The organism is Cohaesibacter marisflavi (assembly GCF_900115225.1).
GTDB classification, from domain to species: Bacteria; Pseudomonadota; Alphaproteobacteria; order Rhizobiales; family Cohaesibacteraceae; genus Cohaesibacter; species Cohaesibacter marisflavi.
On record NZ_FOVR01000004.1, the window covers coordinates 410,160 to 434,033 of the forward strand.

Consider the following 23,874-nt stretch of genomic DNA (forward strand, 5'->3'; position numbering starts at 1 on the left):
GAGCGCGGACATCAAATGGCACGATCTCGATCTCTCCCCCGCCTGCCGCGCTCGTTACTTACACAATTGTAACTTTGGAATCCTCCCTGAAAGAGAGTACCCTTCATCCCAAGTGATGAGATGAGGGGTACCCTCATTTTTTATTTCCTAAGCCGGGTTTGAAACAAAACATAAGCGGACATTCCCAGCTCTCCCCTTCCCCAAGCAAGATACCTGCCCGCAAGGAGGCTCACCCAATCTTGCCTCTTTCCAAGAAAGGAAGATCAGTCATGAAAGGTGTTCTTTCCATTCAGTCCCATGTGACCTATGGCCATGCTGGCAATAGCGCCGCAGTTTTTCCGATGCAGCGCATGGGTCTGGAGGTTTGGCCGATCCACACGGTCCATTTTTCCAACCATACCCAGTATAATCAGGGCTGGACCGGCAAGGCAGTCGCTGGAGAGGCCATTGCCGAGATATTCGACGGGCTGGAAAAGATTGGCGTCCTCGAGAATATCCGGGCAATCGTCACCGGCTATCTGGGCGATGCATCCCATTGCGATGTAATCGCCAACATTGTCAAGAAGGCCAAGGCCGCCAATCCCGATTGTCTTTATCTGTGTGATCCGGTGATGGGCGACCCGGAAAAAGGCTGCATCGTTAGTGATGGTGTCGCGGAAAGCCTTGTCGGCACCCTTATGCCCATGGCCGACATTCTGGTGCCAAACCAGTTCGAACTGACACGTTTTGCCGGTCAGGACATTCACAGTATGGAAGACGCGGTAGTTGCCTGTGAAAAGGCGCTGGCTCTGGGGCCGAATCTCGTGCTTGCCAAGCATCTACACGGTGTGAAGGGCGATCAGTTCTCCATGCTGATGGCATCGAACCAAGGCAACTATCTGGCCCAGCGCCCTCACCTGACCTTCCCAAGGGAGCCAGTGGGCGTCGGCGACATGATCTCGGCAACATTCCTTGCCGGATTGATCAATGGCCTTGAAGCGCAGCAAGCGCTGGAACATTGCAACAATGCGGTATTTGGCATTTTGGAAGAAACCGCAGCATCCAACCAATGGGAGCTTCAGCTCATTGCTGGACAGAAGCAGTTTGAAACCCCGTCAAACAGTTTCAAGGTTGCCCAGCTCTAAAGGCCTCTGCTCCATTTAAAGGCCCCAACAACAAATGCCCGTCTCACATTCTGAGTCGGGCATTTTCTATTGCATTTCTCCCTCGCACCACGGTCAAAGCCAAAGCCCTTCGGCCCACCAAGACACAGAGTCACGCCCACTCAGCCCAGAGGAAAAAGCGCGTGAACCATTGTAACAGCAACAGGAATAGTGAAGAAGGAGAGCATTGTTGCGACGAAAACCGCAGCAGCTGCCCGCTGCCCCAGTTGATAGGCCTCAGCAAAAATCGGATATATACTCATCATCGGCACACTGGCAAACAGAATGGCCCCTATGGCAAATTCCGGTTCAATTGTCGGAACAAACACCATAATCGATACGAAAGCCATTAGGGGATGCACAACGAGCTTGAAAATAAAGACGAGCGAGATATCGCCCCGCATGCCTTTGAGGCGAAGCCCAACCAGTGATCCGCCAATCACGAAAAGAGCAGTTGGGCTTGCAACGGCCGAAAGGAGCGTCAGGGCCTTTTCGACTGGTCCAGGCAAAACCACACCGGAAAGGGAAATAGCCAGCCCCAGCACGATGCCGATGATGATCGGGTTCTGAATCAGCCGGGAAAGAATCTGCCGGATGATACCAGACAGGCGTGCGCTTTTTTCACTTCCGGCATCCGCCAACATAAGAGACATCGGAATGATGATGATATTTTCAACCAGAAAATTCAGCGCCATACAGATCGCACCAAGCGGACCGATGATGGCAGACACCACAGGATACCCGATATAGGCGCTGTTGGAGACGCTCGTCCCCATGCCGTAGATGGCGCTTGTCGAAAAATCCTTCTTCAGCACATAGCGCCCGCAAAGTGTGGTCAGCCAGAAGGAGGCAATCGACCCACCGCCATAGGCGATCAGATAGCTCCAATTGAGAATTTGTCCGATGGGATGGCTCTGAAAGGCTACAATGATGAGGGCAGGCATGGGAAAATAGAGAACAAAACGCCCAATACTCGCTATATCGGTCGGGCTGACAAGCCTGAAATAGGCAGCCAGATACCCCACACCAATAAGGAGGAAGATTGGCAGGGTGATGCTAAGAATATTGGTCATGATCTCTATTCGAGGCGGGTTATCGAAAAGACGCAGTGAGGTACGCACACAATCGGGCACGCAAAGAAGCGCAAACGGAAAGGCAGGCCAACAACAAAAAAGGCTGCCGAAGCAACCTTTTGTTTCCAAAGAGGAAATTCTGTTTTCCAAGAGAAAACTTGGTGCGGCCGAGAAGACTCGAACTTCCACGGGAGTTACCCCACAGCGACCTCAACGCTGCGCGTCTACCAATTCCGCCACGGCCGCAAACCGTGTTTTGATCAAGGATATTTCCTTGTTGGTGGCGTGTAACTATCAAATAAGATTTGCCCGCACAAGCGTTTAAGATGGAGATCAACAACAAATGTGGAAAGTTGATGACAAAGTGCGGAGATTTTCCTAGACAGCGAAATTTTACGCATAATCAAGCGCATAAAAAGGATGAAAAACTACCCGTTTACGCGATGGATGCCGCGAAGTGGACGCCAGTCAGGGCTACGCATCAGAACCCGCGTAATCGAAATTCCCACCTTTTCACCGCGCAGAATCACCTGTCCATGAGCCACCGGGATATCATTGGCCAAAATCAGGCAATCATCCTCTTCATGCGCGTCAAGTTCGATGACGGCACCACGCCCCATACGCAGGAGCTGATGAATCGGGATTTCTGTTGTGCCGAGCACGACAGATATATTAATCGATATGGAATCTAGATTAGCCACGATGTACCCTTCCGTGCTACCCACGGATTGACTATGTAAGACATTAACAGAGTGTTACCTTCTTTGGTAAATGAAATATTAACAAAAAAGCGCAAATCAAGAGCCGACCAAACCGGACCACAGATCAAACGACCATGACAAGCAATAACGACGATAACAATTCTATTGATCCGACCAACAGTCCTTCAACTCCAATGATGACAAGCACAGGCGAATCTGTCGATTGGATTATTTCAGATCGGCTGATTCCCTATCCCGATGCAATGGTCTTCATGGAAAACAGGATTGCCGCGATTGCCAAGGGAGAGGCAAACGAATGTGTCTGGCTTTTGGAGCACCCTCCTCTTTATACCGCTGGGACCAGCGCCAATCCGGCAGATCTGGTTGCTCCGGATCGCTTTGACGTTTTCACCACGGGGCGCGGCGGACAATATACCTACCATGGTCCGGGTCAGCGCATCGCCTATGTCATGCTGGATTTGAAACGCCGCCGTCAGGACATCCGCTTGTTTGTCGAAAGCCTTGAGGCCTGGATCATCAACACGCTGGCAGAGCATAATATCAAGGGCGAACGCCGCAAAGACCGCGTCGGGGTATGGGTTGCACGCCCGGAAAAAGGCACCGACGTTGAGGACAAGATCGCAGCCATCGGTATTCGCGTGCGCAAGTGGGTCACCTTCCACGGCATCAGTCTCAATATCGAGCCGGATCTGGATCACTATAGTGGCATCGTCCCCTGTGGCATCGCCAAGCATGGAGTTACAAGCTTTGTTGATCTGGGTTATCCGGTAGCCATGCCTGATGTCGACATGACGCTGAGAGAGGAATTTGAACAGCTTTTCGGCCCTACGGTGCGCTAGTCCGGGAATTCCCTTCACAGCAGCAATCGCAAAAAAGAGAAACCCGGCTCAAAGCCGGGTTTTTCATGGCCAGTTCAAACCAGCACCTTGTTTATCTTGGCCAGTCAGGCTGCGTCGCTGTTGGCAGATGCAAATTCCATCATCACGGTATCCACTGCCAGACTATCTCCTGCGGAAACCAGAATCTCGGAGACGACGAGATCCCGTTCGGCCCGCAACACATTTTCCATTTTCATGGCTTCCACCGTGGCGAGAGCTTCGCCCGCCTGAACCTTCTGCCCCTCCTTTACCGCGATCGAAACCACCAGCCCGGGCATCGGGCAAAGAAGCAGGTTGGATGTATCCGGCGGGATACGCTTTGGCAAAATCGCATCCAGCTCGGCGACATGCGGCCGCATCACCTTGATCTCCTGTTTCACGCCCTTGTGGATCAGAATGTAGGAATTGAGCCCTCTACGCACCTGAACAATCAACTCTTTGCCACCGATGACCCCGCACCAAAGCTTCCAGCCCGGCGCCCAATCGGAAAGCACCGAGGTGACATGACCATCCGGCAAGGCAAGATCCATATCAATCGGGGTGGTTGGGTTGCCGCCGCGATAGCGAATGGGAATCCTCTTGTGCTTGTCAAAAACGGCAATCCAATGCTCATGCATCTGCATGGAATCCAGTTTGCGCTTGTCCTTGAACCGATGCAGACGATCATGCATCACAAGCTCCATGGAGGTGGCGACACAGGCAAGGGCCAATTCTGTTTCGGCGTCCCATTGCCCCCCTTCAAATCCATCGGGATATTCTTCGGCAATAAATCCGGTCGTGATGTCGCCCGAACGCCATTTTTGATGCTCCATCAGTGCGGTAAGGAACGGAATATTATGCTCGATACCATCAATGATAAAGGCGTCCAGCGCCCGTGACATATGATCAATCGCAGATATCCGATCCGGCCCATGGGTGCAGAGCTTGGCAATCATCGGATCATAGAACATGGTGATTTCCGAGCCCGCCTCCACGCCCGTATCATTGCGCACGGTCAAGCCATCTGCGGTGCCTTCAAGCGGCGGTCGATAGTCCACAAGACGTCCGATGGAGGGCAGGAAATTGCGGAGCGGATCTTCGGCATAAATGCGGGCTTCCACTGCCCAGCCATTGATTTTCACATCCTCCTGCGCCATAGCCAGTGGCTCGCCGTAAGCGATGTGTATCATCTGCTCGACGAGATCCACGCCGGTGATCAGTTCGGTTACCGGATGCTCCACCTGCAGGCGCGTATTCATTTCAAGAAAATAGAAATTCTTGTCCTTGTCGACGATAAATTCCACTGTTCCGGCGGAGTGATAGCCAACAGCCTTGGCCAAGGCCACCGCTTGCTCGCCCATGGCCTTACGGGTCGCCGGATCAAGGAAGGCCGACGGAGCTTCTTCGATGACCTTCTGGTTCCGGCGCTGGATCGAGCATTCACGTTCGTTGAGATATATGGCATTGCCATGTTTGTCTGCCAGCACCTGAATCTCTATATGGCGCGGACCGACCACGAATTTTTCAATGAAGCAGCGATCATCGCCAAAGGAGGACTTCGCCTCGGATTTCGCCCGCTCGAAGCCTTCCGCGGCTTCCGCTTCATCCCATGCGATGCGCATCCCCTTGCCGCCACCGCCAGCTGAGGCCTTGATCATCACGGGAAACCCGATGTCACGGGCGACTTCCACCGCCTCATTGGCATCTTCGATGACGCCCATGTGACCGGGCACCGTGGACACCTTGGCCTCCAGCGCGAATTTCTTGGATTCGATCTTGTCCCCCATGGCCTCGATGGCTCCAGGAGGCGGACCGATAAACACGATACCGGCCAGTTCCAACGCTTTACAGAAAGCGGCATTTTCCGACAGAAAGCCATATCCGGGATGCACGGCTTCTGCACCGACCTCCTTGCAGACTTCAATGATCCTGTCCCCCAGCAGATAGGATTGGGTCGCTGGCGGAGGCCCTATATGCACGGCCTCATCTGCCATTTGCACATGCATGGCATCCTCGTCCGCATCTGAATAAATGGCGACGGTCTTGATGCCCATTTTCTTGGCTGACTTGATGACACGGCATGCAATTTCACCGCGGTTTGCAATCAGAATTTTTTCAAACATGACAATCCTGCTTTTGTCCTCTTCCCCCCGCGCGCCCTCAAATCGGGCGCTTCGGACCATTCGGATTGGATCACTGCCTAACAGCTTGTCTGTCGGTCTCGACCCGGCGGAATGCATCTACGTAGAACTTTGTAAATCGCGGTGATGGCAGTGACAATTCGGACCATCGAAGGAATGGCAGAAAATCAGTTATATTTCTGATAGTTACCCGAATATCATGAGACTATTTGATAAGATTCTTAGTTGCACAACCGCGCAAAAATAGAATAAACAGAAGCCACTCGCATGGCTTTGCCTCACAACATGAATATTGTTATGCATGGCATAAAATCACAATGCGTGACACCGAAGGCGCCAAGGCAATGAAACAGACTTCTTCTCCGCTCCCTCTTTCTCCACTCACGCTGGGCCCGATCCATTGGACACCGGCCCAACCGCCGCTCATCATGGGCATTATCAATGTGACGCCGGATAGTTTTTCCGATGGCGGACGCTTTCTGGCCGAGCAGAATGCTTTGGACCATGCCAGACAGTTGGCTAACGAAGGCGCGCAGATACTCGATATCGGAGGGGAATCAACACGCCCTGGCGCAGATCTGGTGGTCGAGCAAGAAGAGCTGGACCGCGTCATTCCGGCCATCAGAGGCATCGCTGCAGCCGATCTTGGTCGGGCCATCTCCATTGATACCTACAAGGCCCGCGTCGCCGACAAGGCGCTGGCGGCCGGCGCCCATATCGTCAATGATGTGTGGGGCCTACAGCGCGAGCCGGACATCGCCAAAGCCGCAGCCGACCATCATGCACCGGTCATCATCAATCACTGGGAGAAAGAGCGCCAAAGCGATATCGACATCATGGAGCAGATGAAGCGATTCTTTGACCGCTCCATCGAGATCGCCCTCAAGGCCGGGGTCAAGCCAAGAGAAATCATTCTCGACCCCGGTTTTGGCTTTGCCAAAGATGCGGCAGAAAATATCGAAATTTTGGCTCGACTTGAACAATTGTGCGATTGGGAGTATCCAATATTGATTGGCACGTCACGAAAGAGATTTATCGGCAGCTTGACCGGTCGGGAGGAACCACGGGATCGGGTCTTCGGCACCGTCGCCTCAAATGTGATTGCCCTGATGAAGGGGGCCGCCATTTTCCGCGTGCATGACGTCGCAGCACACAAAGATGCGCTCGCCGTTGCACACGCCGTTTACGACCAACAACGGACCTGACCCGATGGATCGCATCATCCTCCGAGACCTCGCATTCTTTGCCTATCACGGTGTTTTTGAAGAAGAAGCCACCCTCGGGCAGCGTTTCTATTTCGATCTGGATTGTTATCTGGACATGCGCCCGGCCGGCCAGAGCGACGATGAAACAAAGACCGTGCGCTACGATTTTATCGTCAAGCGCCTGGCAGATATCGTCCAGAACCAGCGTTTCAAGTTGATTGAAGCTCTGGCCGAAGCGGTAGCCAAGGATCTGTTGACCCAGTTTCCGCAATTGCAACAGGTCAGGATCAAGGTTCGTAAACCGGAAGCCCCCATCCCCGCGATCATCAAAGACATAGCAGTGGAAATTACCAGAGACCGCAAGGATTATGCATGATGAACGGCACGTCACCGGAAACTGAGGTGTATATCTCGCTGGGCGGCAATATTGGGGATCCGGCGATCACCATTGAAGACGCCCTTTCGACCCTTTCCTCCCAGAAAGGCGTGCGGGTTATGTCCCGCTCGCCTTATTACATTACTCCGCCATGGGGCAAAACCGATCAAGCCGAATTCATCAATGCCTGCGCCCTCATCAAGACGACACTGCCCGCAAGCGAATTGCTCGCGGTCTGTCTTGCCGTTGAAAAGAGCATGGGGCGCATCAGGGGTGAGCATTGGGGTCCGCGCATCATCGACATTGATTTGCTGACTTATGGGGATCAGGTGATAGATGAGGATAAGCTGAAAATCCCTCACCCCTTTATCAACGAACGCGCCTTTGTGCTAGTGCCCTTGCGCGATCTCGCGCCAGACTTCTCCCTGAATGGCCAATCGATTGATTCCATGCTGGAAAATCTGGACGTGACAGGCATCAGCCTGCTTGATAAACATAAGTGAAATCACCAAGCGGACACTTGTTCGCAACCTCCCTTTCTTCCAGAGGACTATTTTCACCTCGACGACTTCGCCAGAAGCCTTGCGCCGCAAGACCTCTGGCCTCCTCATCCATTTGCTCCAAAGGATTTTGACTATGACAAAAGCTTTGAAAATTGCCGGTATTTGCGGCAGCTTGCGCGAAGGGGCCTATTCCCGTTCGCTGATGGCGGCCATGGCAGATTTGCTGCCTGAGGGCACTGAATTCAATAGCGTGGATATCGCATCGATCCCCCTCTATAATCAGGATATGGACACGGCGAACGGCCCCGAGGCCGTTTTCGCCAGCCGCAAACTGATTGCCGAAAGCGATGCGGTCCTGATCACCTTGCCAGAATTTAACCACGGCATTCCCGGTGTTCTCAAAAACGCGCTCGACTGGCTGTCCCGCCCGGCCTTTACCAGCTGCTTCACCAACAAGCCGGTACTGTTTGCCACTATTGCTCCGGGGCCTCTTGGTGGCGTGCGGGCGCAAGCACAGATGCGCGAGACCCTCTCCTGTATGCTTTGCAAGATGCTCCCCCTGCCGGAAATCGCGGTCACCTTCGCTGGTCAGAAATTCCCCAACGGCAAACTCGAAGATGAAGCCACCACGAAGCATCTGCAAACCGTGGTCGGCTCATTCCTCGATCAGGCAGACCTGCGTTAAGCGCAGATAGAAAATAAGCTTGTTAGAAATGATGTTTGGCAGCAAACGGTCCATACCGTTTGCTTGCCCCGATAAGGTAAGCCGTGGACCATCCGATATAGATGAAGCCGGCAATCCCCTCCAGCGCCCCCAGAATGCGCCAATGCTCTGACAGAATGATATCGCCATAGCCCAGCGTGGAGAAGGTCACGGTGGAGAAATAGAGCGACTCATCAAAATCCGGCAACGCCCCCACCATCCAGTAAGTTACGGCCCACACCCATATCTGCAACGCGTGGATGACAAAAACACCCAGCACGGTGACAACCATCAGCCACATCTTGCGATAATGAATGGCGATATTAGACCAGATAAGCGCCAGAACACGCACACGGTTGAAGACTTCAATAAGTCCCAACATCTGCACAAAAACGCAGATCGTGATCACCAGACATCCCACAAAAAGGCTGATCAGCATAGCCTTGTCCCCTCAAACTGGATCTTGCTCTTTGAGGTAGCGTAACAAGAAAAAGTCGCGCATCAGTAAATGAAGCGCGACCGGATAAAGCTACGTCAGGATTTCAACAGACAAAATAACGCGTTAAAGCGGAATATTGTCATGCTTCTTCCACGGATTCTCCAACCGTTTGTTGCGCAGCATACGCAAGGCGCGTGACACACGCAAACGCGTGCGGAATGGCATGATGACCTCATCAATAAAGCCCCTTTCGGCCGCGACAAACGGCGACAGGAAACGGTCTTCATAATCCTTGGTATGAGCGGCGATCTTGTCAGGATCATCAAGATCCTTGCGGAAGATGATTTCTACCGCTCCTTTCGCCCCCATCACGGCAATCTGGGCGCTCGGCCATGCATAGTTGACGTCACCACGCAAATGCTTGGAACCCATCACATCATAGGCTCCACCATAGGCCTTGCGTGTGATCACGGTCACTTTGGGCACAGTCGCCTCGGCATAGGCAAACAGCAGCTTGGCGCCATGCTTGATCAACCCGCCATATTCCTGATCGGTGCCGGGCAGGAACCCGGGCACATCCACCAGTGTGACCACCGGAATCTCGAAGGCATCACAAAAGCGCACGAAACGCGCAGCCTTGCGCGAACAGTCGCTATCCAGCACACCGGCCAGAACCATCGGTTGGTTGGCCACGATGCCGATGGTGCGCCCTTCCATGCGACCAAAACCGGTGATGATGTTGCGAGCAAAGCTTTCCTGAATTTCAAAGAAATCGCCCTCATCAACCAGTTTGAGGATCAGTTCCTTCATGTCATACGGCTTGTTCGGATTATTCGGCACCAGTGTATCCAGCGAAGGCTCTTCGCGGTCCCATGGGTCGAAATTGTCGAGCAAGGGAGGATCGGAAAAGTTATTGGCAGGCAGGAAGTCAATCAGACGCCGCATCTGCGACAAGGCCTCAATATCGTCATCATAAGCCCCGTCCGCGATGGATGACTTGGTCGTATGCACGGACGCACCACCAAGCTGTTCGGAGGTAACTTCCTCGTTGGTCACCGTCTTGACCACTTCCGGCCCCGTCACGAACATGTAGGAGCGATCCCGCACCATGAAGATGAAGTCGGTCATTGCCGGCGAGTAGACATCGCCCCCCGCGCATGGCCCCATGATGAGGGAAATCTGCGGAATGACACCTGAAGACATCACATTGCGCTGGAACACCTCGCCATAGCCGCCCAGAGCATCGACCCCTTCCTGAATGCGCGCCCCACCAGCATCGAACAGGCCGATAATCGGCGCGCGGCTTTTCAGGGCCATATCCTGGATCTTGATGATCTTCTGGGCATGGGTCCAGGAGAGAGAGCCTCCGAGCACCGTGAAATCCTTGGCAAAAATATAGACGATCCGTCCATTGACGGTGCCCCACCCGGTCACAACACCATCGCCCGGCATCTTGACCTTTTCCATGCCGAAATCCGTGCATTTATGCTGCACATACATGTCGAATTCTTCAAACGAGCCTTCATCCAGAAAGGCTTCTATCCGCTCGCGGGCTGTTAGCTTGCCTCGTTCGTGTTGCGCGTCCACGCGATTCTGGCCGCCCCCCAACCGGGCCTGCTCACGGCGCTTTTCCAGCTCAGCAATTACATTTTTCATGATAAGGAGCCCCCAGACCAACAGTGTTTACGCACCGCTTACGCTCTTCCCACAAGGTCGCATCACCGACCACTGCGCAAGCAGATATCGATCAATATGGCAAAGGCCCGAGCACGCAGACCTTTGCCTGTATAAGGGCTAACACATATATTTTGGAGCAAATAGCTGGCAGATCGGATGAAAGCCTGAGAGAATAGTCTTAGGCTATAAGCACGAGAGCACCAGAAAATCAGGGACGCAGGGCTGTAATGACCTGAACGGCGGCTTCAAACTCCGCCCGGCGGAAAACACGGCGTTTGGTGGCTTCTTCATCCTCGCCCCAAAGCTCGATATTCCAGTCTTCATCCACCATGGCCGCATTCCACACAGCCTCAGGCTCTAGAAACCCATCCCACAGGGCAAAAGGCAACAGCGCCGAACCGGTCAATGTCATCATGCTGTGCAACGCACCAAGCTGATAGACATCCAGATCGGCCCAGAGCGCCCTCAGACGCTCTCCCATCACCGGAGACTGCCTGATAGCAAGAATGCCACTGGCCTGCACGAATCGGCCCCCAAGGGCTTCCTCGGCCCTATCCAGCACAGGATGCCAATGGTCCTTCTGTCGCTGCACCAACCGTTCCGGGTGGCTCGCCGGATAGCAAATGAAGTCATTATTGAGATAGGCGATGATTTCTTCGATGATCGCCTCGCGCGCCTCTTCAACGCCATCTACCGTGGAATTGAGAAGACGGGTCAACGGCATCAAGGCCGGATTGATTTCCTTCTCCTGCGCGTCCCATTCGGCAACAAGGGCTTCGGCGAGCTGACGGGTTGGCACGCACACGGTCTTCTTAGCCGGGCTTTTTACCTTGCGACCATCCAGCAAAACGCAATAGAGCGTTTCGCCTCCAAGGGCCTCACCATTGCCCTCTTCTGTGCCAACGGAAACATCCTTATAGAATCGCTTGGGCAAAGCCGCCTTCGCCGCTTCTTTCGAGCGCATCATGGGGTTTTCGGTGCTGTCCTTTTGTCCCGGCGCAAAATCACCAAACAGCACGCCGAACGTTTCGCGCGAATCCTTATCCTGTTCTGCCATCAGACTGTCCCGTCAGGTTCGGAGTTTCAAAGACGCCCCAGCAAGGCATGCAGCGCCGGATAATCATCGACAATATGCTCGGCCCCTGCGTCTCTCAACACATCAGAAGTATGATAGCCCCAGCTTACGCCGATGGGGGTTACCTTGGCATTGATGGCCATTTCCATATCGTAGCTGGTATCGCCGATCATATAGGTGTCTTCCGGACGCGCACCTGTCTGTTCCATCGCTTGCAAAATCATGCCCGGATGCGGTTTGGAAGGCGCTCGGTCGGCTGTTTGCACCGTCACAAACAGATCATGCCAGTCATAGCAATCAAACAGATGAAGAACGCCGCGATAGGCTTTGCCGGTCGCAATGCCGAGCAACACATTGGCGTCCTTGGCGATCGCCTCAATGGCTTCCTTGGCGCCATCATAGAGCAGCTCAATGGCGTCTCCACTGGCCCGCTTGGCGATGACATAGTCCTTGTAGCTTTGAACAATCGCCGCATTGGCAGCTAGACTCAAGTCCGGCGCAAGTTTGACAATCGCTTCTGGCAGCGACAATCCGATAATGGAACGCGTGGCGTCAGCCGTGGGCGGCTCAAGGCTATGCACCCCGAACGCATGTTCCATGCCCTCTACAATCGTGTGCTGGCTATCCACCAGAGTACCGTCGCAATCAAAGATAAAGAGTTTGAGGCTCATGAGAGGGGCCCTCACGCTGAATGGAAACACATGTCGGAGCGAATCTTGGCAGTGCAATCAGTCTTCGGAGCCGAGTTCATCCTCGATCTCGGGATCATAGGCAGACTCGTCAAAGCCCAGAAGGTTCCAGCTCTGTTGCATATGGGGAGGAAGCGGCGCACTGACATCCAGCATACCGCCCTTCGGGTGCGGAATGCGGATGCGGCGTGCATGCAGATGAAGCTTTTTCTGGATACCGCCCGGAAATTCCCAATTCTCGACGTTGAAATATTTGGGGTCTCCGACGATAGGACATTCCATATAGGCCGTGTGCACACGCAACTGATGGGTCCGACCGGTCACCGGCTTGAGCACCAGCCAGGACATCTTCTGTCCGGATGTTTCAACGACGGAATAATGGGTAACAGCATGCTGCGCCCCCTGATCTCCATGCCGCGCAATGCGCATGCGGTCGCCATCTTCGGCCTGATATTTGGCCAGATAGGTGGAGATGCGAGCTTGATGCGGCTTTGGCACACCACGCACCAGCGCCCAATAGGTTTTCTGGGTGGAGCGTTCGCGGAAAGCCTTGGTCAGTTCCATGGCGATGGAACGCTTGCGCGCCAGAACCAGCACGCCCGACGTGTCCCGGTCGAGCCGATGCACAAGGCGTGGCTTCTGCCCGTTGCGATCACGCAAGGCTTCCAGCATGCCATCCACATGGCGGCTCATGCCCGAGCCACCCTGCACCGCCAAGCCTGCCGGCTTGTTAATGACAAACAGATCCTTGTCTTCGTAAAGCATGATCGACTTGAGAAATTCCCCATCATCATCCGATGCGCGTGGCATGGCGCGTTTGGGAGCAGCATTCTGGGATTTCTCATCGGTTGCTAGAGGCGGAATGCGCACTTCCTGCCCCTTCATCAGCCGCGCGTTGGTTTTCACCCGCTTTCCATCGACACGCACCTGTCCCGTGCGCAGCAACTTCTGCAATTGGCCAAAGGAAAGACCCGGATAATGCTCCTTGAACCAGCGGTCCAGGCGCAGCCCGTCTTCATCCCCTGTCACTTCACGAAACTGAATGGTTGCCATTCGATCAAACTTTCTTCGTTCACACCAGCGCGCGGGCTGCCGAAAGCCCCACAAAGAGCGCCACAATACCGCCCGCCAGCGAGATTGCAATATAAAACAGTGCCAAACCCGACTGCCCCCGCTCGGTCATTGTCACAATGTCGAGTGAGAAGGTGGAAAAGGTCGTAAAACCGCCCAATAAACCCGTCGTCAGCAGCAGGCGAATTTCCGTACTGGCACTGAACCGGACCGCGAGAAAATGAATAAGCAGCCCCATGAAAAAGGAGCCGACGATATTACAAATCATCGTGCCATAGGGCAGCCCGCTGCCAAAAGAGCGCAACGCAGCCAAACCGACCAGATGCCGCAAACTTGCCCCGCAAGCGCCGCCGATAGCCACAAAAATAAATTGATTCATTTGTTTCTTTCCATTCTCAATCTGGACCAATAGTCCAGACGTTTGCGCAATTCCCGCTCAAAACCACGTTCAACCGGCTCATAAAAGACTTTCCGCCCCATCGCTTCAGGAAAATAGTCCTGTCCGGAAAAGGCATCCGGTTCATCATGGTCGTAGCGATAGCCATCGCCATAGCCCTGTTCTGCCATAAACTTGGTCGGGGCATTGAGAATATGCTTCGGTGGAGGCAGGGAGCCTCCGCGTTTGGCCGCATCCATCGCAGCCGCAAAGGCCATGTAGCCCTTGTTTGATTTTGGTGCCGTAGCGAGATAGATCGCCAGTTGCGAGAGCGCGTAATAGCCTTCGGGCGCTCCGACCAGCTGGAATGCCTCGCGGGCTGCCTGTGCTTGCACGAGCGCATTCGGGTCAGCCAGTCCGATGTCTTCGGATGCCATGACGGTCATGCGCCTCAGGATATATAACGGATCTTCCCCCGCATCAAGCATCCGGCACATATAGTAGAGCGCCGCATCCGGGTCTGAGCCACGGATAGACTTGTGAAAGGCGGAAATCAGATTGTAATGGCCTTCTGCCGATTTGTCATACACCGGCGCGCGGCGTTGCAGGATACGCCCCAATTGCTCAGGCGTGAAAATCTCATCTTCCTGAGCAGCCCGCCAAACCTCCTGCGCCAACGTCAGCGACGAGCGACCATCGCCATCAGCCATGCGGATAAGGGCCGTTCGGGCGTCATCATCAAGCGGCAAACGCTGCCCCAACGCCTCTTCGGCGCGTGACAGCAACTGCCCGATGGCATCATCATCGAGGCTTTGGAAGGTCAGAACCTGAGAGCGCGACAAAAGCGCAGCATTGAGTTCAAAGGAGGGATTTTCCGTTGTGGCACCAACCAGCACCACCGTACCGTCTTCCATAACGGGCAGAAAGCTATCCTGCTGCGCCTTGTTGAAGCGATGGATCTCGTCGACAAACAACAGCGTCGTCTTGCCCATCCGGCGCCTGTCACGGGCCGCTTCAAACACTTTCTTGAGGTCGGAAACACCAGAGAAAATAGCTGAGATCTGTTCGAAATGAAGATCCGTTCCATCCGCCAGAAGCCGCGCAACCGTCGTTTTGCCCGTGCCCGGCGGTCCCCACAGGATGAGACACCCAAGCGATCCGCTTTTCAGCATGCGCGTCAAGGTGCCATCCGGGCCCACCAGATGCTGTTGTCCAACAACATCTTTCAGCTGCCTCGGTCGCAGCAAATCAGCAAGAGGCCGGGAAGCTCCCTCCCCGGTCTCATCACCTTTTCCGGCAGAGCTGGAAACCTCCAGCCCTGCATTTTCAAACAAATTGCTCACTTCAATCTCAACTGATTGTCGTCTTGATGAGCTTGCCGTCACGTTGGATCTCAAGCCGCCAGAGGCGGAATTCCTGATTGGAAAGCGTTTCCAGATCCTTGGTGTTGCGGACGACCTGCCCGTTGACCTTACGAATAACGTCCCCGATCTTAAGGCCAAGACGCTCTGATGTCGTGCCATTTCTTACACCGGAAATGACTACACCTTTAAGGCCGCTGTCAACTCCCAATTCCTGAGCAACCAGGGGCGAAAGGTTAAGTACCGTAGCACCATCGAAGGGCGAATAGCCCTCAATATAGCGCTCGTCTCTGGGTGGCTTCTCTGGTGCAGCCGCAGCCTTCATCACGATGGTGCGGGCGCCACCCTGCCGGACGACATCCAGTGACACATCAGAGCCAAGCGGCACAGTCGCAAATCGATAGCCGAAGGCATCCGGGCTATCAACAGTCTTGCCGTTGACTTTGAGAATCAGATCGCCAACTTCCAGACCGGCAGCTTCAGCCGGGCTATCCTGATAAACCTCGGTGACCAGCACCCCTTGCGGGCGATCAAGGCCCAGACCGGACGCAATATCGGAGCTAACCAGCTGCAAGCTACCGCCGAACCAGGCTCGCTGAACTGCCTTGCCTGAAATAGCCGCATCGGCCACCAATTTGACCATATTGGCCGGGATGGCGAAACCGATCCCATTGGACCCACCCGAGCGGGTATAGATTGAGCTGTTGATGCCTACCAACTGCCCCTGCATGTTGACCAGAGCCCCGCCGGAGTTGCCCGGATTGATGGCTGCGTCAGTCTGCACGAAATAGCTATAGTCGGAGGCACCGACCTGCGTCCGCGCAACCGCAGAGACAATGCCGCTCGTCACAGTCTGCCCCACGCCAAAGGGGTTACCGATTGCCAAGACCAGATCGCCAACTTGGGTATCATCCGAATCAGCAAATTCCAGATGAGGCAAATCGCCTTTCAGGTCGCGGACTTTCAGAATGGCCAGATCTGTCTTCTCGTCATCCAGCACCACATCGGCTTCGAACTCGGTCCGATCGGCCAATGCTACCTTCACCTCGGTTGCCCCATCGATGACATGATGGTTGGTGACGATGACACCTGTATGATCCACAATCACGCCAGATCCGAGCGACCGTTCAACCCGTTCGCGTGGTGCGCCGAAACCGCCCTGCCCGAAAAATCGTTCAAAGAATGGATCGTTGAAGAAGGGCGAACGGCTTCGGGTCACCACCTTGCGCGTAGCATAAACGTTGACCACAGCTGGCGCAGCCTCTTTGACCAGAGGCGAAAAGCTAAGTTGCATCTCCGCCTTGCTGGCGGGCACGCGCTCAACCACTTGCGTAACTTTGGGCGGCTCGACTTTGTTAGCTGCGTTGGACGACGGCACGAAATCACGCGCCAGATATCCCCCACCTGCCACAATGAGCAAAACGGCGACTGTTGCCATCCCTTTTCGCGAAATCATCATAAAACCTCGTTTTTTTATAAGGAAAAGGTCCTTCAGAGCACCGAAGGAAAAATCTCTACCCGAAAAGATAGGAATATGAGCAGGCAGAATTAAGATCTGATTGCGCCCATTTTCAACCATTGCCAAGATTTAATCAAATAGGGTGCTAAACGCTGTCGACCGCCTAAGCTTGTAGACGAGAGACTTAAAGATAGCGAAGTACGCCAGGCCACAAAAGGGCAGCACGAAGCCGCCCTTTCAAAGCGCGAGGGACTGCGACAGGCTTTAACGACATCTTAAACATCCGAACAGAGACCAGCCCTCACCATCTGAAACGCAAAATTTGCTTCTTCCCGCCGATCAGAAATAAGCCAAACCCGATTTTTAAAAGGCAGATGAACAAACTGCTCGCCAAAGCCATATTTGCATCGCGCCACAAGTAAGGCACACCACGCAAACTCAACGCAACAATAGAGCTGATTAAGTCCAACAGACCGATGGCAGCGAAGCTAATGCCGGTCATCAAAAGGGCAATAACAAACAACTTCCTTAAAGCGATCGATGGACTTTCCTTTTCGTCTGAAACCTTGCCCGGTATCAGCAGGTTTGCGCATTTACAAGGAAAAATTAAAAAAAGAATTCCAATGATCAAGCTAAGACCGGATAGAACAATAGCAAGGCCTAATGTCGGCAAGCTAGCAAAATCATTTAAGCTAGTGCGAACCAGAAGCAGAAAAAAGGAACCATGCTCTAAATAGAAGAAAATGAGAAATGAGATACCAGAGAGCCTAATAAAAAAAGCTGAAAGTTGTAAATAGGACATCTAATCTACCAAACAAAAAAAGGGGTAGTCTTGAGACTACCCCTTTAAATGTTATTGTTCAACGCAATGCTTACGCTGCGTCTTCCACATCAGCTTCAGCGGTAGGACCGGAGTCCGTGCCGCGTGCTTCCGGATCACGGTCAACCAGCTCGATGACAGCCATCGGAGCGTTGTCGCCATAACGGAAACCGGCTTTGAGTACGCGGGTGTAACCACCTTTGCGTTCTTCGTAGCGTGGGCCAAGCGTTTCAAACAGCTTTGCAACCATATCTTTGTCGCGAATCTGAGAGATAGCCTGACGACGTGCATGAAGATCGCCACGTTTAGCCAGAGTGATGAGTTTGTCTGCAATCGGCTTCAGTTCTTTAGCCTTAGGCAGAGTGGTAACAATTTGCTCATGTTTGATCAAAGCTGCTGCCATGTTGGCGAACATTGCTTTGCGATGAGAAGCGGTGCGATTGAGCTTGCGACCTGATTTGCCGTGGCGCATTGCCCTCTCCTTTACTCTATCCGACGGTTACAAACCGCTGGTGATTAATACTGATCTTCGTAGCGCTTTGCGAGATCGTCGATATTTTCAGGCGGCCAAGCCTGAACTTCCATGCCAAGATGCAGACCCATCTGAGCAAGGACTTCCTTGATCTCGTTAAGCGACTTGCGCCCAAAGTTCGGAGTGCGAAGCATTTCCGCTTCCGTCTTCTGGATAAGATCGCCGATGTAAACAATGTTGTCGTTTTTCAGGCAGTTTGCAGAACGGACAGACAGTTCCAACTCGTCCACTTTCTTGAGAAGTGCCGGGTTGAAAGCCAACTCCTGAGTCTGTTCCTGAACAACTTCCTTCTCTGGCTCTTCGAAATTGACGAAGATAGACAGCTGGTCCTGCAGAATGCGTGCAGCATAAGCCACAGCATCTTCAGGTTTGACCGAGCCATCGGTTTCAATCGTCATCGTCAACTTGTCAAAGTCGAGGTCCTGCCCCTGACGGGTATTCTCGACATTGTAAGCAACGCGTTTAACCGGAGAATAGAGGCTGTCGACCGGAATAAGACCGATAGGAGCATCATCTGGGCGGTTCTGAGTCGCAGTCACATAGCCCTTACCGCTATCAACGGTAAATTCCATGCGCAATTCTGCACCCACGTCAAGCGTGCAAAGTGGCAGCTCAGGGTTCAGAATTTCGACGTCCCCGACAACCTGAATGTCGCCAGCCCGAACAACACCTGGACCTTCTTTACGAAGCACCATGCGTTTCGGACCTTCCCCTTCCATGCGCAAAGAGATCTCTTTAACGTTCAGGATCAGATCCGTCACATCTTCGCGAACACCTGCAATAGAAGAGAATTCATGCAACACACCATCAATCTGGATGGAGGTTACCGCTGCACCCTGCAAGGATGAAAGCAGAACACGACGCAGGGCATTGCCCAAAGTCATGCCAAAGCCACGTTCCAGAGGCTCGGCAACCACTTTGGCGACACGCAATTCGTCGTCACCAGGGGTGATTTCGAGTTTGGTTGGCTTGATGAGTTCCTGCCAGTTTTTCTGAATCACGTCTCAACCCTTTCTTGTTTCGGGGCGACACCCCGCAAAATCCTGCATTGGACTTGCAGGGAACCTGAATTACAATTAGACGCGACGACGCTTGCGCGGACGACAACCATTGTGCGGGATTGGGGACACGTCACGGATGGACGTAATAGTAAAGCCCGCTGCCTGCAAAGCACGAAGTGCAGATTCACGCCCTGAACCAGGACCGCGAACTTCAACTTCGAGAGTTTTCATGCCATGTTCGGCAGCTTTTTTACCTGCATCTTCACCAGCCATCTGAGCGGCAAACGGGGTGGACTTACGAGAGCCCTTGAACCCCATAGCACCAGCTGAAGACCAGGAGATAGTATTCCCCTGAGCGTCAGAGATGGTGATCATGGTGTTGTTGAAGGTTGAATTCACATGCGCTACGCCAGACGTAATATTTTTACGTTCGCGACGCTTAACGCGCGAGGCATCTTTAGCCATATTTTACCTCGATCTCTACACCGCCGTGATACCAGCGGCTCCACCGGACGTGGATTATTTCTTTTTACCAGCGATCGCTTTTGCAGGACCCTTGCGGGTACGAGCGTTGGTGTGTGTGCGCTGACCGCGAACAGGCAGGCCACGACGGTGGCGCAGGCCACGGTAGCAAGCCAGATCCATGAGGCGCTTGATGTTCATCGATGTCTGACGACGCAGATCACCTTCCACAGTGTAACCGGCATCGATCACTTCGCGGATTTTCAAGACTTCAGCATCAGACAGTTCGTTGACACGACGCTCAGGAGCAATGTTGACTTGTTCAACAATTTCCTTGGCGAACTTCGGGCCAATGCCATGGATATATTGAAGCGCGATGATGACGCGCTTGTTCGTCGGTATATTGACGCCAGCAATACGGGCCACGTCTAATCTCCTCGTTACAGCGGACAGTTACCTATCTAGCTGCAGACTGTTGGACATCCCCTCCCCATCCTTAGCCCGAGGGCTTAATGGTAGGAGACAGTTTTCTTCATTTTTGGTTTGACCTCCATTTGGTCACAAGACCGGAGAGCAAACTATGTGTGCGCCTGAGAACAGAACGCAAAAATGTGCTCGAAAGCTTTGGGCCTCCGAACACTGCCACGTAACAAAACGTGATTAGCGCCGGTTAGTACCGGATTCACTTGAAGTAAGTCAACCTCAAAACCTGCAAATGCGACAAATTAGTTGACTTTTTCAAAATTATCATCTTTGCGCACAAGCAAACGGCAAAAACACCACCCTACCCGCGCGACCAAAGAAAAAGACCCGACGACCATAGGATTGCCGGATCTTCAGAAATTATTATGACAGGGCGTTCTTGATGGAAGCCGCAACGGCTTCGATGTCCTGCATGCCATCAACAGTCTTCAGAAGACCTGTCTTGGCATAATAGTCGATCAGGGGAGCTGTCTGCTCACGATAGACAGCCAGACGCTTTTTCAGCGATTCAGCATTGTCATCGGCACGAGCACCGCCCACGGTCTCGGACGCACGCTTTTCGATGCGAGACAGAAGGATGCCTTCGTCCACGCTAATCTCAACCACAGCATCCAGCTTGAGATCTTTTTCTTCAAGCAACTTGTCCAGAGCTTCAGCCTGAGCGATCGTACGCGGGAAGCCATCGAGAATGAACCCATTGGCACAATCCGCTTCATCGATACGATCGGAGATGATCGAGCAGACCACTTCATCTGAAACCAGTTCGCCACGTTCCAGGATCTGTTCCACTTGCAGGCCTACTGGCGTCTTGGCAGCAACAGCTGCGCGTAACATTTCACCGGTAGATAGCTGGCAAATACTAAAGTCATTCACCAGTCGTTCAGCCTGCGTACCCTTACCCGCACCCGGTGGTCCCAGCAGAATCAATCTCATCGACGTTTTCCTCTTAGCTTCGATTTCTTGACCAGCCCTTCATATTGTTGGGCCAGCAAATGTCCCTGGATCTGAGAAACCGTATCCATGGTTACGCTGACCACAATCAACAGGGACGTGCCCCCGAAGTAGAATGGAACGCCAGTTGCGGAGATAAGAAACTCGGGCAATAGACAAACGAGAACCAGATAGATCGCACCGATCACAGAAATTCGGGTGAGGATCTTGTCAATATACTCTGCAGTCCGCTGCCCGGGACGAATGCCCGGAATAAAGCCGCCATGCTTCTTCAGATTATCCGCGGTATCTTGCGGATTGAACACAATCGCTGTGTAGAAGAAAACGAAGAATACAATCAAGGCAGCATAAAGCAGCATATACAGAGGTTGACCATGCCCCAGCAGCGCAGTCACCGTGTTGAGCCAGTCAGGCCCGGAACCGTCGCGGGAAATGAAGTTCACCACGGTGGTTGGCAACAGCAGCAGAGAAGAGGCAAAGATCGGCGGAATAACGCCGGACGTGTTCAGCTTCAGTGGCAGATGCGAGCTATCGCCCTGGAACATTTTGTTGCCGACCTGGCGCTTCGGATACTGAATGATCAGACGACGCTGAGCACGTTCCATGAAGACGATGAAAGCAATAACGAGAGCAGCAACAACAACAACACCCAGAATAACTGCGGTGGAGAGCGTGCCCTGACGACCCAGCTCAAGGGTATGCGCGACAGCCGTAGGCAGGTTGGCCACAATACCCGAGAAGATGATCAGGGAGATACCGTTGCCGATACCGCGTGCCGTGATCTGTTCGCCCAGCCACATCATGAACATTGTGCCGCCGACAAGCGTCAGCACAGTGGAGAAGCGGAAGAACAGTCCCGGATCCAATACGATACTACTGGACCCTTCAAGCCCGACCGAGATGCCGTATGCCTGCAGCGTGGCAAGAATGACGGTACCGTAGCGGGTATATTGGTTGATGGTCTTTTGACCGCGTGCCCCATCCTTTTTCAGCTGTTCCAGAGTCGGAGACACCGTGGTCATCAACTGAATGATAATGGAGGCGGAAATGTAAGGCATGATCCCGAGCGCAAAGATGGCCATACGACCAACAGCGCCACCTGAGAACATGTTGAACAGGCCAAGAATGCCGTTCTGATGACTATTGAAGGCATTAGCCAGGGCTTCAGGGTTGATCCCTGGAAGCGGAATATAAGTACCAAGGCGATAAACCAACAAAGCACCCAGCGTAAACCAGATGCGTTTTTTCAGTTCGTCTGCCTTTGCAAAGGCGCCAAAATTAATATTGGCGGCGAGTTGTTCTGCTGCCGAAGCCATTCTCTACTCCGCTTGAAGCGCTCTCTTAAACTCAAAATTGTCAGATCAAATATAAGGGCGCCAAAACAAATGTATAGGGTGTGACGGGAATCACTTCCCATCACTACCCTTAAAGCAAAAGAAGGCTCAAATGAGCCCCCTTCTTATTCTTCTGCACCGATGATCTTTACAGACCCACCGGCTTTTTCCACTGCTGCAATGGCTGCTTTGGAAGCGCCTTCGATTTCGAAGGAAACTTTCGCAGTCAGTTCACCATCACTAAGCAAGCGAACACCGTCACGAACACGACGCACAACACCAGCTTCCTTGAGGGTGGCTACAGTAACCGGAGCCGAAGCGTCCAGTTTGCCAGCATCAATTGCCTGCTGAATACGTCCAACGGAAACGGTATTGAAGTCTTTTGCAAAGATGTTGTTAAAGCCGCGCTTTGGAAGACGACGATGCAATGGCATCTGACCACCTTCAAAGCCCTTGATAGCAACACCCGAGCGAGACTTCTGACCTTTGACACCACGTCCGCCGGTTTTACCCAGACCGGACCCGATGCCGCGACCAACGCGCTTGCGGGAATGCGTAGCGCCGTCGTTATCGCGAATTTCGTTGAGCTTCATAATACTCTCCCGCCTCTTAGTCCTGGTCCACTACGCGGACAAGGTGAGAGACTTTAGCGATCATGCCGCGAACTTCAGGCGAGTCCTGAAGAGTACGACGACGATGCAATTTGTTAAGACCAAGACCGATCAGCGTAGCGCGCTGATCTTTTGGCCGACGCAGAGGACTGCCGATCTGTTCTACAGTAACGGTGCCCTGTTCCTTAGTTGCCATGTCCGGCTCCTCTTTTATCTAGAGATGAAAGGTTCACTCATCCAGCTTAGCTGTCAGAGCGCCCCCCATCAGAGACACGACGACGAGCCTGGAGCGTGGAAACCTTCAGACCGCGGCGAGCAGCAACGCCACGAGGGCTGTCTTCTGCTTTCAGTGCGTCAAAGGTTGCACGAACCATGTTGTACGGGTTGGAAGTACCAACAGACTTGGCAACCACATCCTGCACGCCCAGTGTTTCAAACACAGCACGCATCGGACCACCCGCGATGATACCAGTACCAGCAGGAGCAGCACGCAGCGTGACTTTACCGGCGCCGTGGCGACCATAAACGTCATGATGCAGGGTGCGACCCTCGCGGAGTGGTACACGGATCATATTCCGTTTGGCTGCGTCAGATGCCTTGCGAATGGCCTCTGGCACTTCGCGTGCCTTGCCGTGACCAAAGCCAACACGGCCCTTCTGGTCACCAATAACGACTAGCGCAGCGAAACCGAACCGGCGGCCACCCTTAACCACTTTAGCAACGCGGTTGATGTGGACGAGGCGGTCGACGAATTCGCTTTCGCGCTCTTCACGATCGTTACGATCAGGTTTCTTGTTCATGAGCTTTCTTC

At 53.4% G+C, this 23,874-nt stretch carries 27 protein-coding genes and 1 tRNA gene; 6 read left to right on the plus strand and 22 right to left on the minus strand.

Annotation, left to right across the window (positions count from 1 at the left end):
• Positions 1–269 precede the first annotated feature (269 nt).
• On the plus strand, positions 270–1,124 hold the full coding sequence (gene pdxY, locus BM258_RS10850) for a pyridoxal kinase PdxY (protein ID WP_090072021.1): 855 nt from the start codon (positions 270–272) through the stop codon (positions 1,122–1,124).
• Between the two features lie 140 nt (positions 1,125–1,264).
• On the opposite strand, the gene BM258_RS10855 is transcribed toward pdxY, so the two are convergent.
• From BM258_RS10855 to BM258_RS10865, 3 genes are all read right to left on the minus strand, one after another.
• Positions 1,265–2,215, minus strand: coding sequence for an AEC family transporter (locus BM258_RS10855; RefSeq protein ID WP_090072023.1), 951 nt, complete (start codon positions 2,213–2,215; stop codon positions 1,265–1,267).
• 159 nt (positions 2,216–2,374) lie between these two features.
• Positions 2,375–2,461, minus strand: a tRNA-Leu gene (locus BM258_RS10860).
• 182 nt (positions 2,462–2,643) lie between these two features.
• On the minus strand, positions 2,644–2,916 hold the full coding sequence (locus BM258_RS10865) for a FliM/FliN family flagellar motor switch protein (protein ID WP_090072024.1): 273 nt from the start codon (positions 2,914–2,916) through the stop codon (positions 2,644–2,646).
• A gap of 134 nt (positions 2,917–3,050) precedes the next feature.
• On the opposite strand from BM258_RS10865, the gene lipB reads away from it, so the two are divergent.
• Positions 3,051–3,776: a lipoyl(octanoyl) transferase LipB gene (gene lipB / locus BM258_RS10870; protein WP_210186725.1), complete on the plus strand. Its 726-nt coding sequence runs from the start codon at positions 3,051–3,053 to the stop codon at positions 3,774–3,776.
• A gap of 104 nt (positions 3,777–3,880) precedes the next feature.
• On the opposite strand, the gene BM258_RS10875 is transcribed toward lipB, so the two are convergent.
• Positions 3,881–5,917, minus strand: a complete 2,037-nt coding sequence (locus tag BM258_RS10875; protein ID WP_090072027.1) for an acetyl-CoA carboxylase biotin carboxylase subunit — start codon at positions 5,915–5,917, stop codon at positions 3,881–3,883.
• Positions 5,918–6,279: 362 nt separating this feature from the next.
• Between BM258_RS10875 and folP the strand changes: the two genes are divergently transcribed.
• The 4 genes from folP to BM258_RS10895 all read left to right on the plus strand — a co-directional run bounded on the left by folP (position 6,280) and on the right by BM258_RS10895 (position 8,704).
• The gene (gene folP / locus BM258_RS10880) at positions 6,280–7,140 is read left to right on the plus strand and encodes a dihydropteroate synthase (protein ID WP_090072230.1); all 861 of its coding nucleotides are present in this window, start codon (positions 6,280–6,282) and stop codon (positions 7,138–7,140) included.
• A gap of 4 nt (positions 7,141–7,144) precedes the next feature.
• On the plus strand, positions 7,145–7,516 hold the full coding sequence (gene folB, locus BM258_RS10885; protein WP_090072029.1) for a dihydroneopterin aldolase: 372 nt from the start codon (positions 7,145–7,147) through the stop codon (positions 7,514–7,516).
• A complete protein-coding gene (gene folK / locus BM258_RS10890) occupies positions 7,513–8,019 on the plus strand; it encodes a 2-amino-4-hydroxy-6-hydroxymethyldihydropteridine diphosphokinase (RefSeq protein WP_244544670.1) in 507 nt (168 codons plus the stop codon). Before folB ends, folK begins: the two co-directional genes overlap by 4 nt.
• A gap of 133 nt (positions 8,020–8,152) precedes the next feature.
• Positions 8,153–8,704, plus strand: a complete 552-nt coding sequence (locus BM258_RS10895; RefSeq protein ID WP_090072031.1) for an NADPH-dependent FMN reductase — start codon at positions 8,153–8,155, stop codon at positions 8,702–8,704.
• 22 nt (positions 8,705–8,726) lie between these two features.
• Here BM258_RS10895 and BM258_RS10900 read toward each other — a convergent pair whose 3' ends face one another.
• From BM258_RS10900 to rpsE, 18 genes are all read right to left on the minus strand, one after another.
• The gene (locus tag BM258_RS10900) at positions 8,727–9,161 is read right to left on the minus strand and encodes an ion channel (protein WP_090072041.1); all 435 of its coding nucleotides are present in this window, start codon (positions 9,159–9,161) and stop codon (positions 8,727–8,729) included.
• 123 nt (positions 9,162–9,284) lie between these two features.
• Positions 9,285–10,817 (minus strand): acyl-CoA carboxylase subunit beta, encoded by a 1,533-nt coding sequence (locus tag BM258_RS10905; RefSeq protein ID WP_090072055.1) that lies wholly within the window; start codon positions 10,815–10,817, stop codon positions 9,285–9,287.
• A gap of 229 nt (positions 10,818–11,046) precedes the next feature.
• Positions 11,047–11,895: an ATP12 family chaperone protein gene (locus tag BM258_RS10910; protein ID WP_090072057.1), complete on the minus strand. Its 849-nt coding sequence runs from the start codon at positions 11,893–11,895 to the stop codon at positions 11,047–11,049.
• Positions 11,896–11,921: 26 nt separating this feature from the next.
• The gene (locus BM258_RS10915; RefSeq protein ID WP_090072059.1) at positions 11,922–12,584 is read right to left on the minus strand and encodes an HAD-IA family hydrolase; all 663 of its coding nucleotides are present in this window, start codon (positions 12,582–12,584) and stop codon (positions 11,922–11,924) included.
• A gap of 57 nt (positions 12,585–12,641) precedes the next feature.
• Positions 12,642–13,655, minus strand: a complete 1,014-nt coding sequence (locus tag BM258_RS10920) for an RluA family pseudouridine synthase (RefSeq protein ID WP_090072061.1) — start codon at positions 13,653–13,655, stop codon at positions 12,642–12,644.
• Between the two features lie 19 nt (positions 13,656–13,674).
• Positions 13,675–14,052, minus strand: a complete 378-nt coding sequence (gene crcB / locus BM258_RS10925) for a fluoride efflux transporter CrcB (protein WP_090072063.1) — start codon at positions 14,050–14,052, stop codon at positions 13,675–13,677.
• Positions 14,049–15,392, minus strand: a complete 1,344-nt coding sequence (locus BM258_RS10930; protein WP_407062713.1) for a replication-associated recombination protein A — start codon at positions 15,390–15,392, stop codon at positions 14,049–14,051. Before BM258_RS10930 ends, crcB begins: the two co-directional genes overlap by 4 nt.
• A 7-nt stretch (positions 15,393–15,399) precedes the next feature.
• A complete protein-coding gene (locus tag BM258_RS10935) occupies positions 15,400–16,869 on the minus strand; it encodes a DegQ family serine endoprotease (protein WP_244544671.1) in 1,470 nt (489 codons plus the stop codon).
• Between the two features lie 301 nt (positions 16,870–17,170).
• Positions 17,171–17,671 carry a hypothetical protein gene (locus BM258_RS10940; protein WP_090072065.1) on the minus strand — a complete coding sequence of 167 codons (501 nt, stop codon included), beginning with the start codon at positions 17,669–17,671 and terminating at the stop codon, positions 17,171–17,173.
• Between the two features lie 70 nt (positions 17,672–17,741).
• Complete coding sequence (gene rplQ, locus BM258_RS10945; protein ID WP_090072067.1) at positions 17,742–18,161, minus strand: 50S ribosomal protein L17; 420 nt, start codon at positions 18,159–18,161, stop codon at positions 17,742–17,744.
• 44 nt (positions 18,162–18,205) lie between these two features.
• Complete coding sequence (locus BM258_RS10950) at positions 18,206–19,222, minus strand: DNA-directed RNA polymerase subunit alpha (protein WP_090072078.1); 1,017 nt, start codon at positions 19,220–19,222, stop codon at positions 18,206–18,208.
• A 75-nt stretch (positions 19,223–19,297) separates the two neighbouring features.
• Positions 19,298–19,687, minus strand: coding sequence for a 30S ribosomal protein S11 (gene rpsK, locus BM258_RS10955; protein ID WP_090072079.1), 390 nt, complete (start codon positions 19,685–19,687; stop codon positions 19,298–19,300).
• Between the two features lie 54 nt (positions 19,688–19,741).
• Complete coding sequence (gene rpsM / locus BM258_RS10960) at positions 19,742–20,110, minus strand: 30S ribosomal protein S13 (protein WP_090072080.1); 369 nt, start codon at positions 20,108–20,110, stop codon at positions 19,742–19,744.
• Positions 20,111–20,530: 420 nt separating this feature from the next.
• Positions 20,531–21,100, minus strand: a complete 570-nt coding sequence (locus BM258_RS10965) for an adenylate kinase (protein WP_090072081.1) — start codon at positions 21,098–21,100, stop codon at positions 20,531–20,533.
• Positions 21,097–22,434, minus strand: coding sequence for a preprotein translocase subunit SecY (gene secY, locus BM258_RS10970; protein ID WP_090072086.1), 1,338 nt, complete (start codon positions 22,432–22,434; stop codon positions 21,097–21,099). Before secY ends, BM258_RS10965 begins: the two co-directional genes overlap by 4 nt.
• A 143-nt stretch (positions 22,435–22,577) precedes the next feature.
• The gene (rplO, locus tag BM258_RS10975) at positions 22,578–23,045 is read right to left on the minus strand and encodes a 50S ribosomal protein L15 (RefSeq protein ID WP_090072095.1); all 468 of its coding nucleotides are present in this window, start codon (positions 23,043–23,045) and stop codon (positions 22,578–22,580) included.
• A gap of 16 nt (positions 23,046–23,061) precedes the next feature.
• Positions 23,062–23,259, minus strand: a complete 198-nt coding sequence (gene rpmD, locus BM258_RS10980) for a 50S ribosomal protein L30 (protein WP_090072096.1) — start codon at positions 23,257–23,259, stop codon at positions 23,062–23,064.
• Between the two features lie 46 nt (positions 23,260–23,305).
• Entirely contained in the window at positions 23,306–23,863 is a 558-nt protein-coding gene (gene rpsE, locus BM258_RS10985) for a 30S ribosomal protein S5 (RefSeq protein WP_090072103.1), read from the minus strand.
• Between the last annotated feature and the right edge of the window lie 11 nt (positions 23,864–23,874).

Bases quoted from the DNA above. Each gene is read 5' to 3' on its own strand.
- pdxY (WP_090072021.1), top strand. From the start codon at position 270: ATGAAAGGTGTTCTTTCCATTCAGTCCCATGTGACCTATGGCCATGCT.
- BM258_RS10855 (WP_090072023.1), bottom strand. From the start codon at position 2,215: ATGACCAATATTCTTAGCATCACCCTGCCAATCTTCCTCCTTATTGGT.
- lipB (WP_210186725.1), top strand. From the start codon at position 3,051: ATGACAAGCAATAACGACGATAACAATTCTATTGATCCGACCAACAGT.
- BM258_RS10875 (WP_090072027.1), bottom strand. From the start codon at position 5,917: ATGTTTGAAAAAATTCTGATTGCAAACCGCGGTGAAATTGCATGCCGT.
- folP (WP_090072230.1), top strand. From the start codon at position 6,280: ATGAAACAGACTTCTTCTCCGCTCCCTCTTTCTCCACTCACGCTGGGC.
- folB (WP_090072029.1), top strand. From the start codon at position 7,145: ATGGATCGCATCATCCTCCGAGACCTCGCATTCTTTGCCTATCACGGT.
- folK (WP_244544670.1), top strand. From the start codon at position 7,513: ATGATGAACGGCACGTCACCGGAAACTGAGGTGTATATCTCGCTGGGC.
- BM258_RS10895 (WP_090072031.1), top strand. From the start codon at position 8,153: ATGACAAAAGCTTTGAAAATTGCCGGTATTTGCGGCAGCTTGCGCGAA.
- BM258_RS10900 (WP_090072041.1), bottom strand. From the start codon at position 9,161: ATGCTGATCAGCCTTTTTGTGGGATGTCTGGTGATCACGATCTGCGTT.
- BM258_RS10905 (WP_090072055.1), bottom strand. From the start codon at position 10,817: ATGAAAAATGTAATTGCTGAGCTGGAAAAGCGCCGTGAGCAGGCCCGG.
- BM258_RS10910 (WP_090072057.1), bottom strand. From the start codon at position 11,895: ATGGCAGAACAGGATAAGGATTCGCGCGAAACGTTCGGCGTGCTGTTT.
- BM258_RS10915 (WP_090072059.1), bottom strand. From the start codon at position 12,584: ATGAGCCTCAAACTCTTTATCTTTGATTGCGACGGTACTCTGGTGGAT.
- BM258_RS10920 (WP_090072061.1), bottom strand. From the start codon at position 13,655: ATGGCAACCATTCAGTTTCGTGAAGTGACAGGGGATGAAGACGGGCTG.
- crcB (WP_090072063.1), bottom strand. From the start codon at position 14,052: ATGAATCAATTTATTTTTGTGGCTATCGGCGGCGCTTGCGGGGCAAGT.
- BM258_RS10935 (WP_244544671.1), bottom strand. From the start codon at position 16,869: ATGATGATTTCGCGAAAAGGGATGGCAACAGTCGCCGTTTTGCTCATT.
- BM258_RS10940 (WP_090072065.1), bottom strand. From the start codon at position 17,671: ATGTCCTATTTACAACTTTCAGCTTTTTTTATTAGGCTCTCTGGTATC.
- rplQ (WP_090072067.1), bottom strand. From the start codon at position 18,161: ATGCGCCACGGCAAATCAGGTCGCAAGCTCAATCGCACCGCTTCTCAT.
- rpsK (WP_090072079.1), bottom strand. From the start codon at position 19,687: ATGGCTAAAGATGCCTCGCGCGTTAAGCGTCGCGAACGTAAAAATATT.
- BM258_RS10965 (WP_090072081.1), bottom strand. From the start codon at position 21,100: ATGAGATTGATTCTGCTGGGACCACCGGGTGCGGGTAAGGGTACGCAG.
- secY (WP_090072086.1), bottom strand. From the start codon at position 22,434: ATGGCTTCGGCAGCAGAACAACTCGCCGCCAATATTAATTTTGGCGCC.
- rplO (WP_090072095.1), bottom strand. From the start codon at position 23,045: ATGAAGCTCAACGAAATTCGCGATAACGACGGCGCTACGCATTCCCGC.
- rpmD (WP_090072096.1), bottom strand. From the start codon at position 23,259: ATGGCAACTAAGGAACAGGGCACCGTTACTGTAGAACAGATCGGCAGT.
- rpsE (WP_090072103.1), bottom strand. From the start codon at position 23,863: ATGAACAAGAAACCTGATCGTAACGATCGTGAAGAGCGCGAAAGCGAA.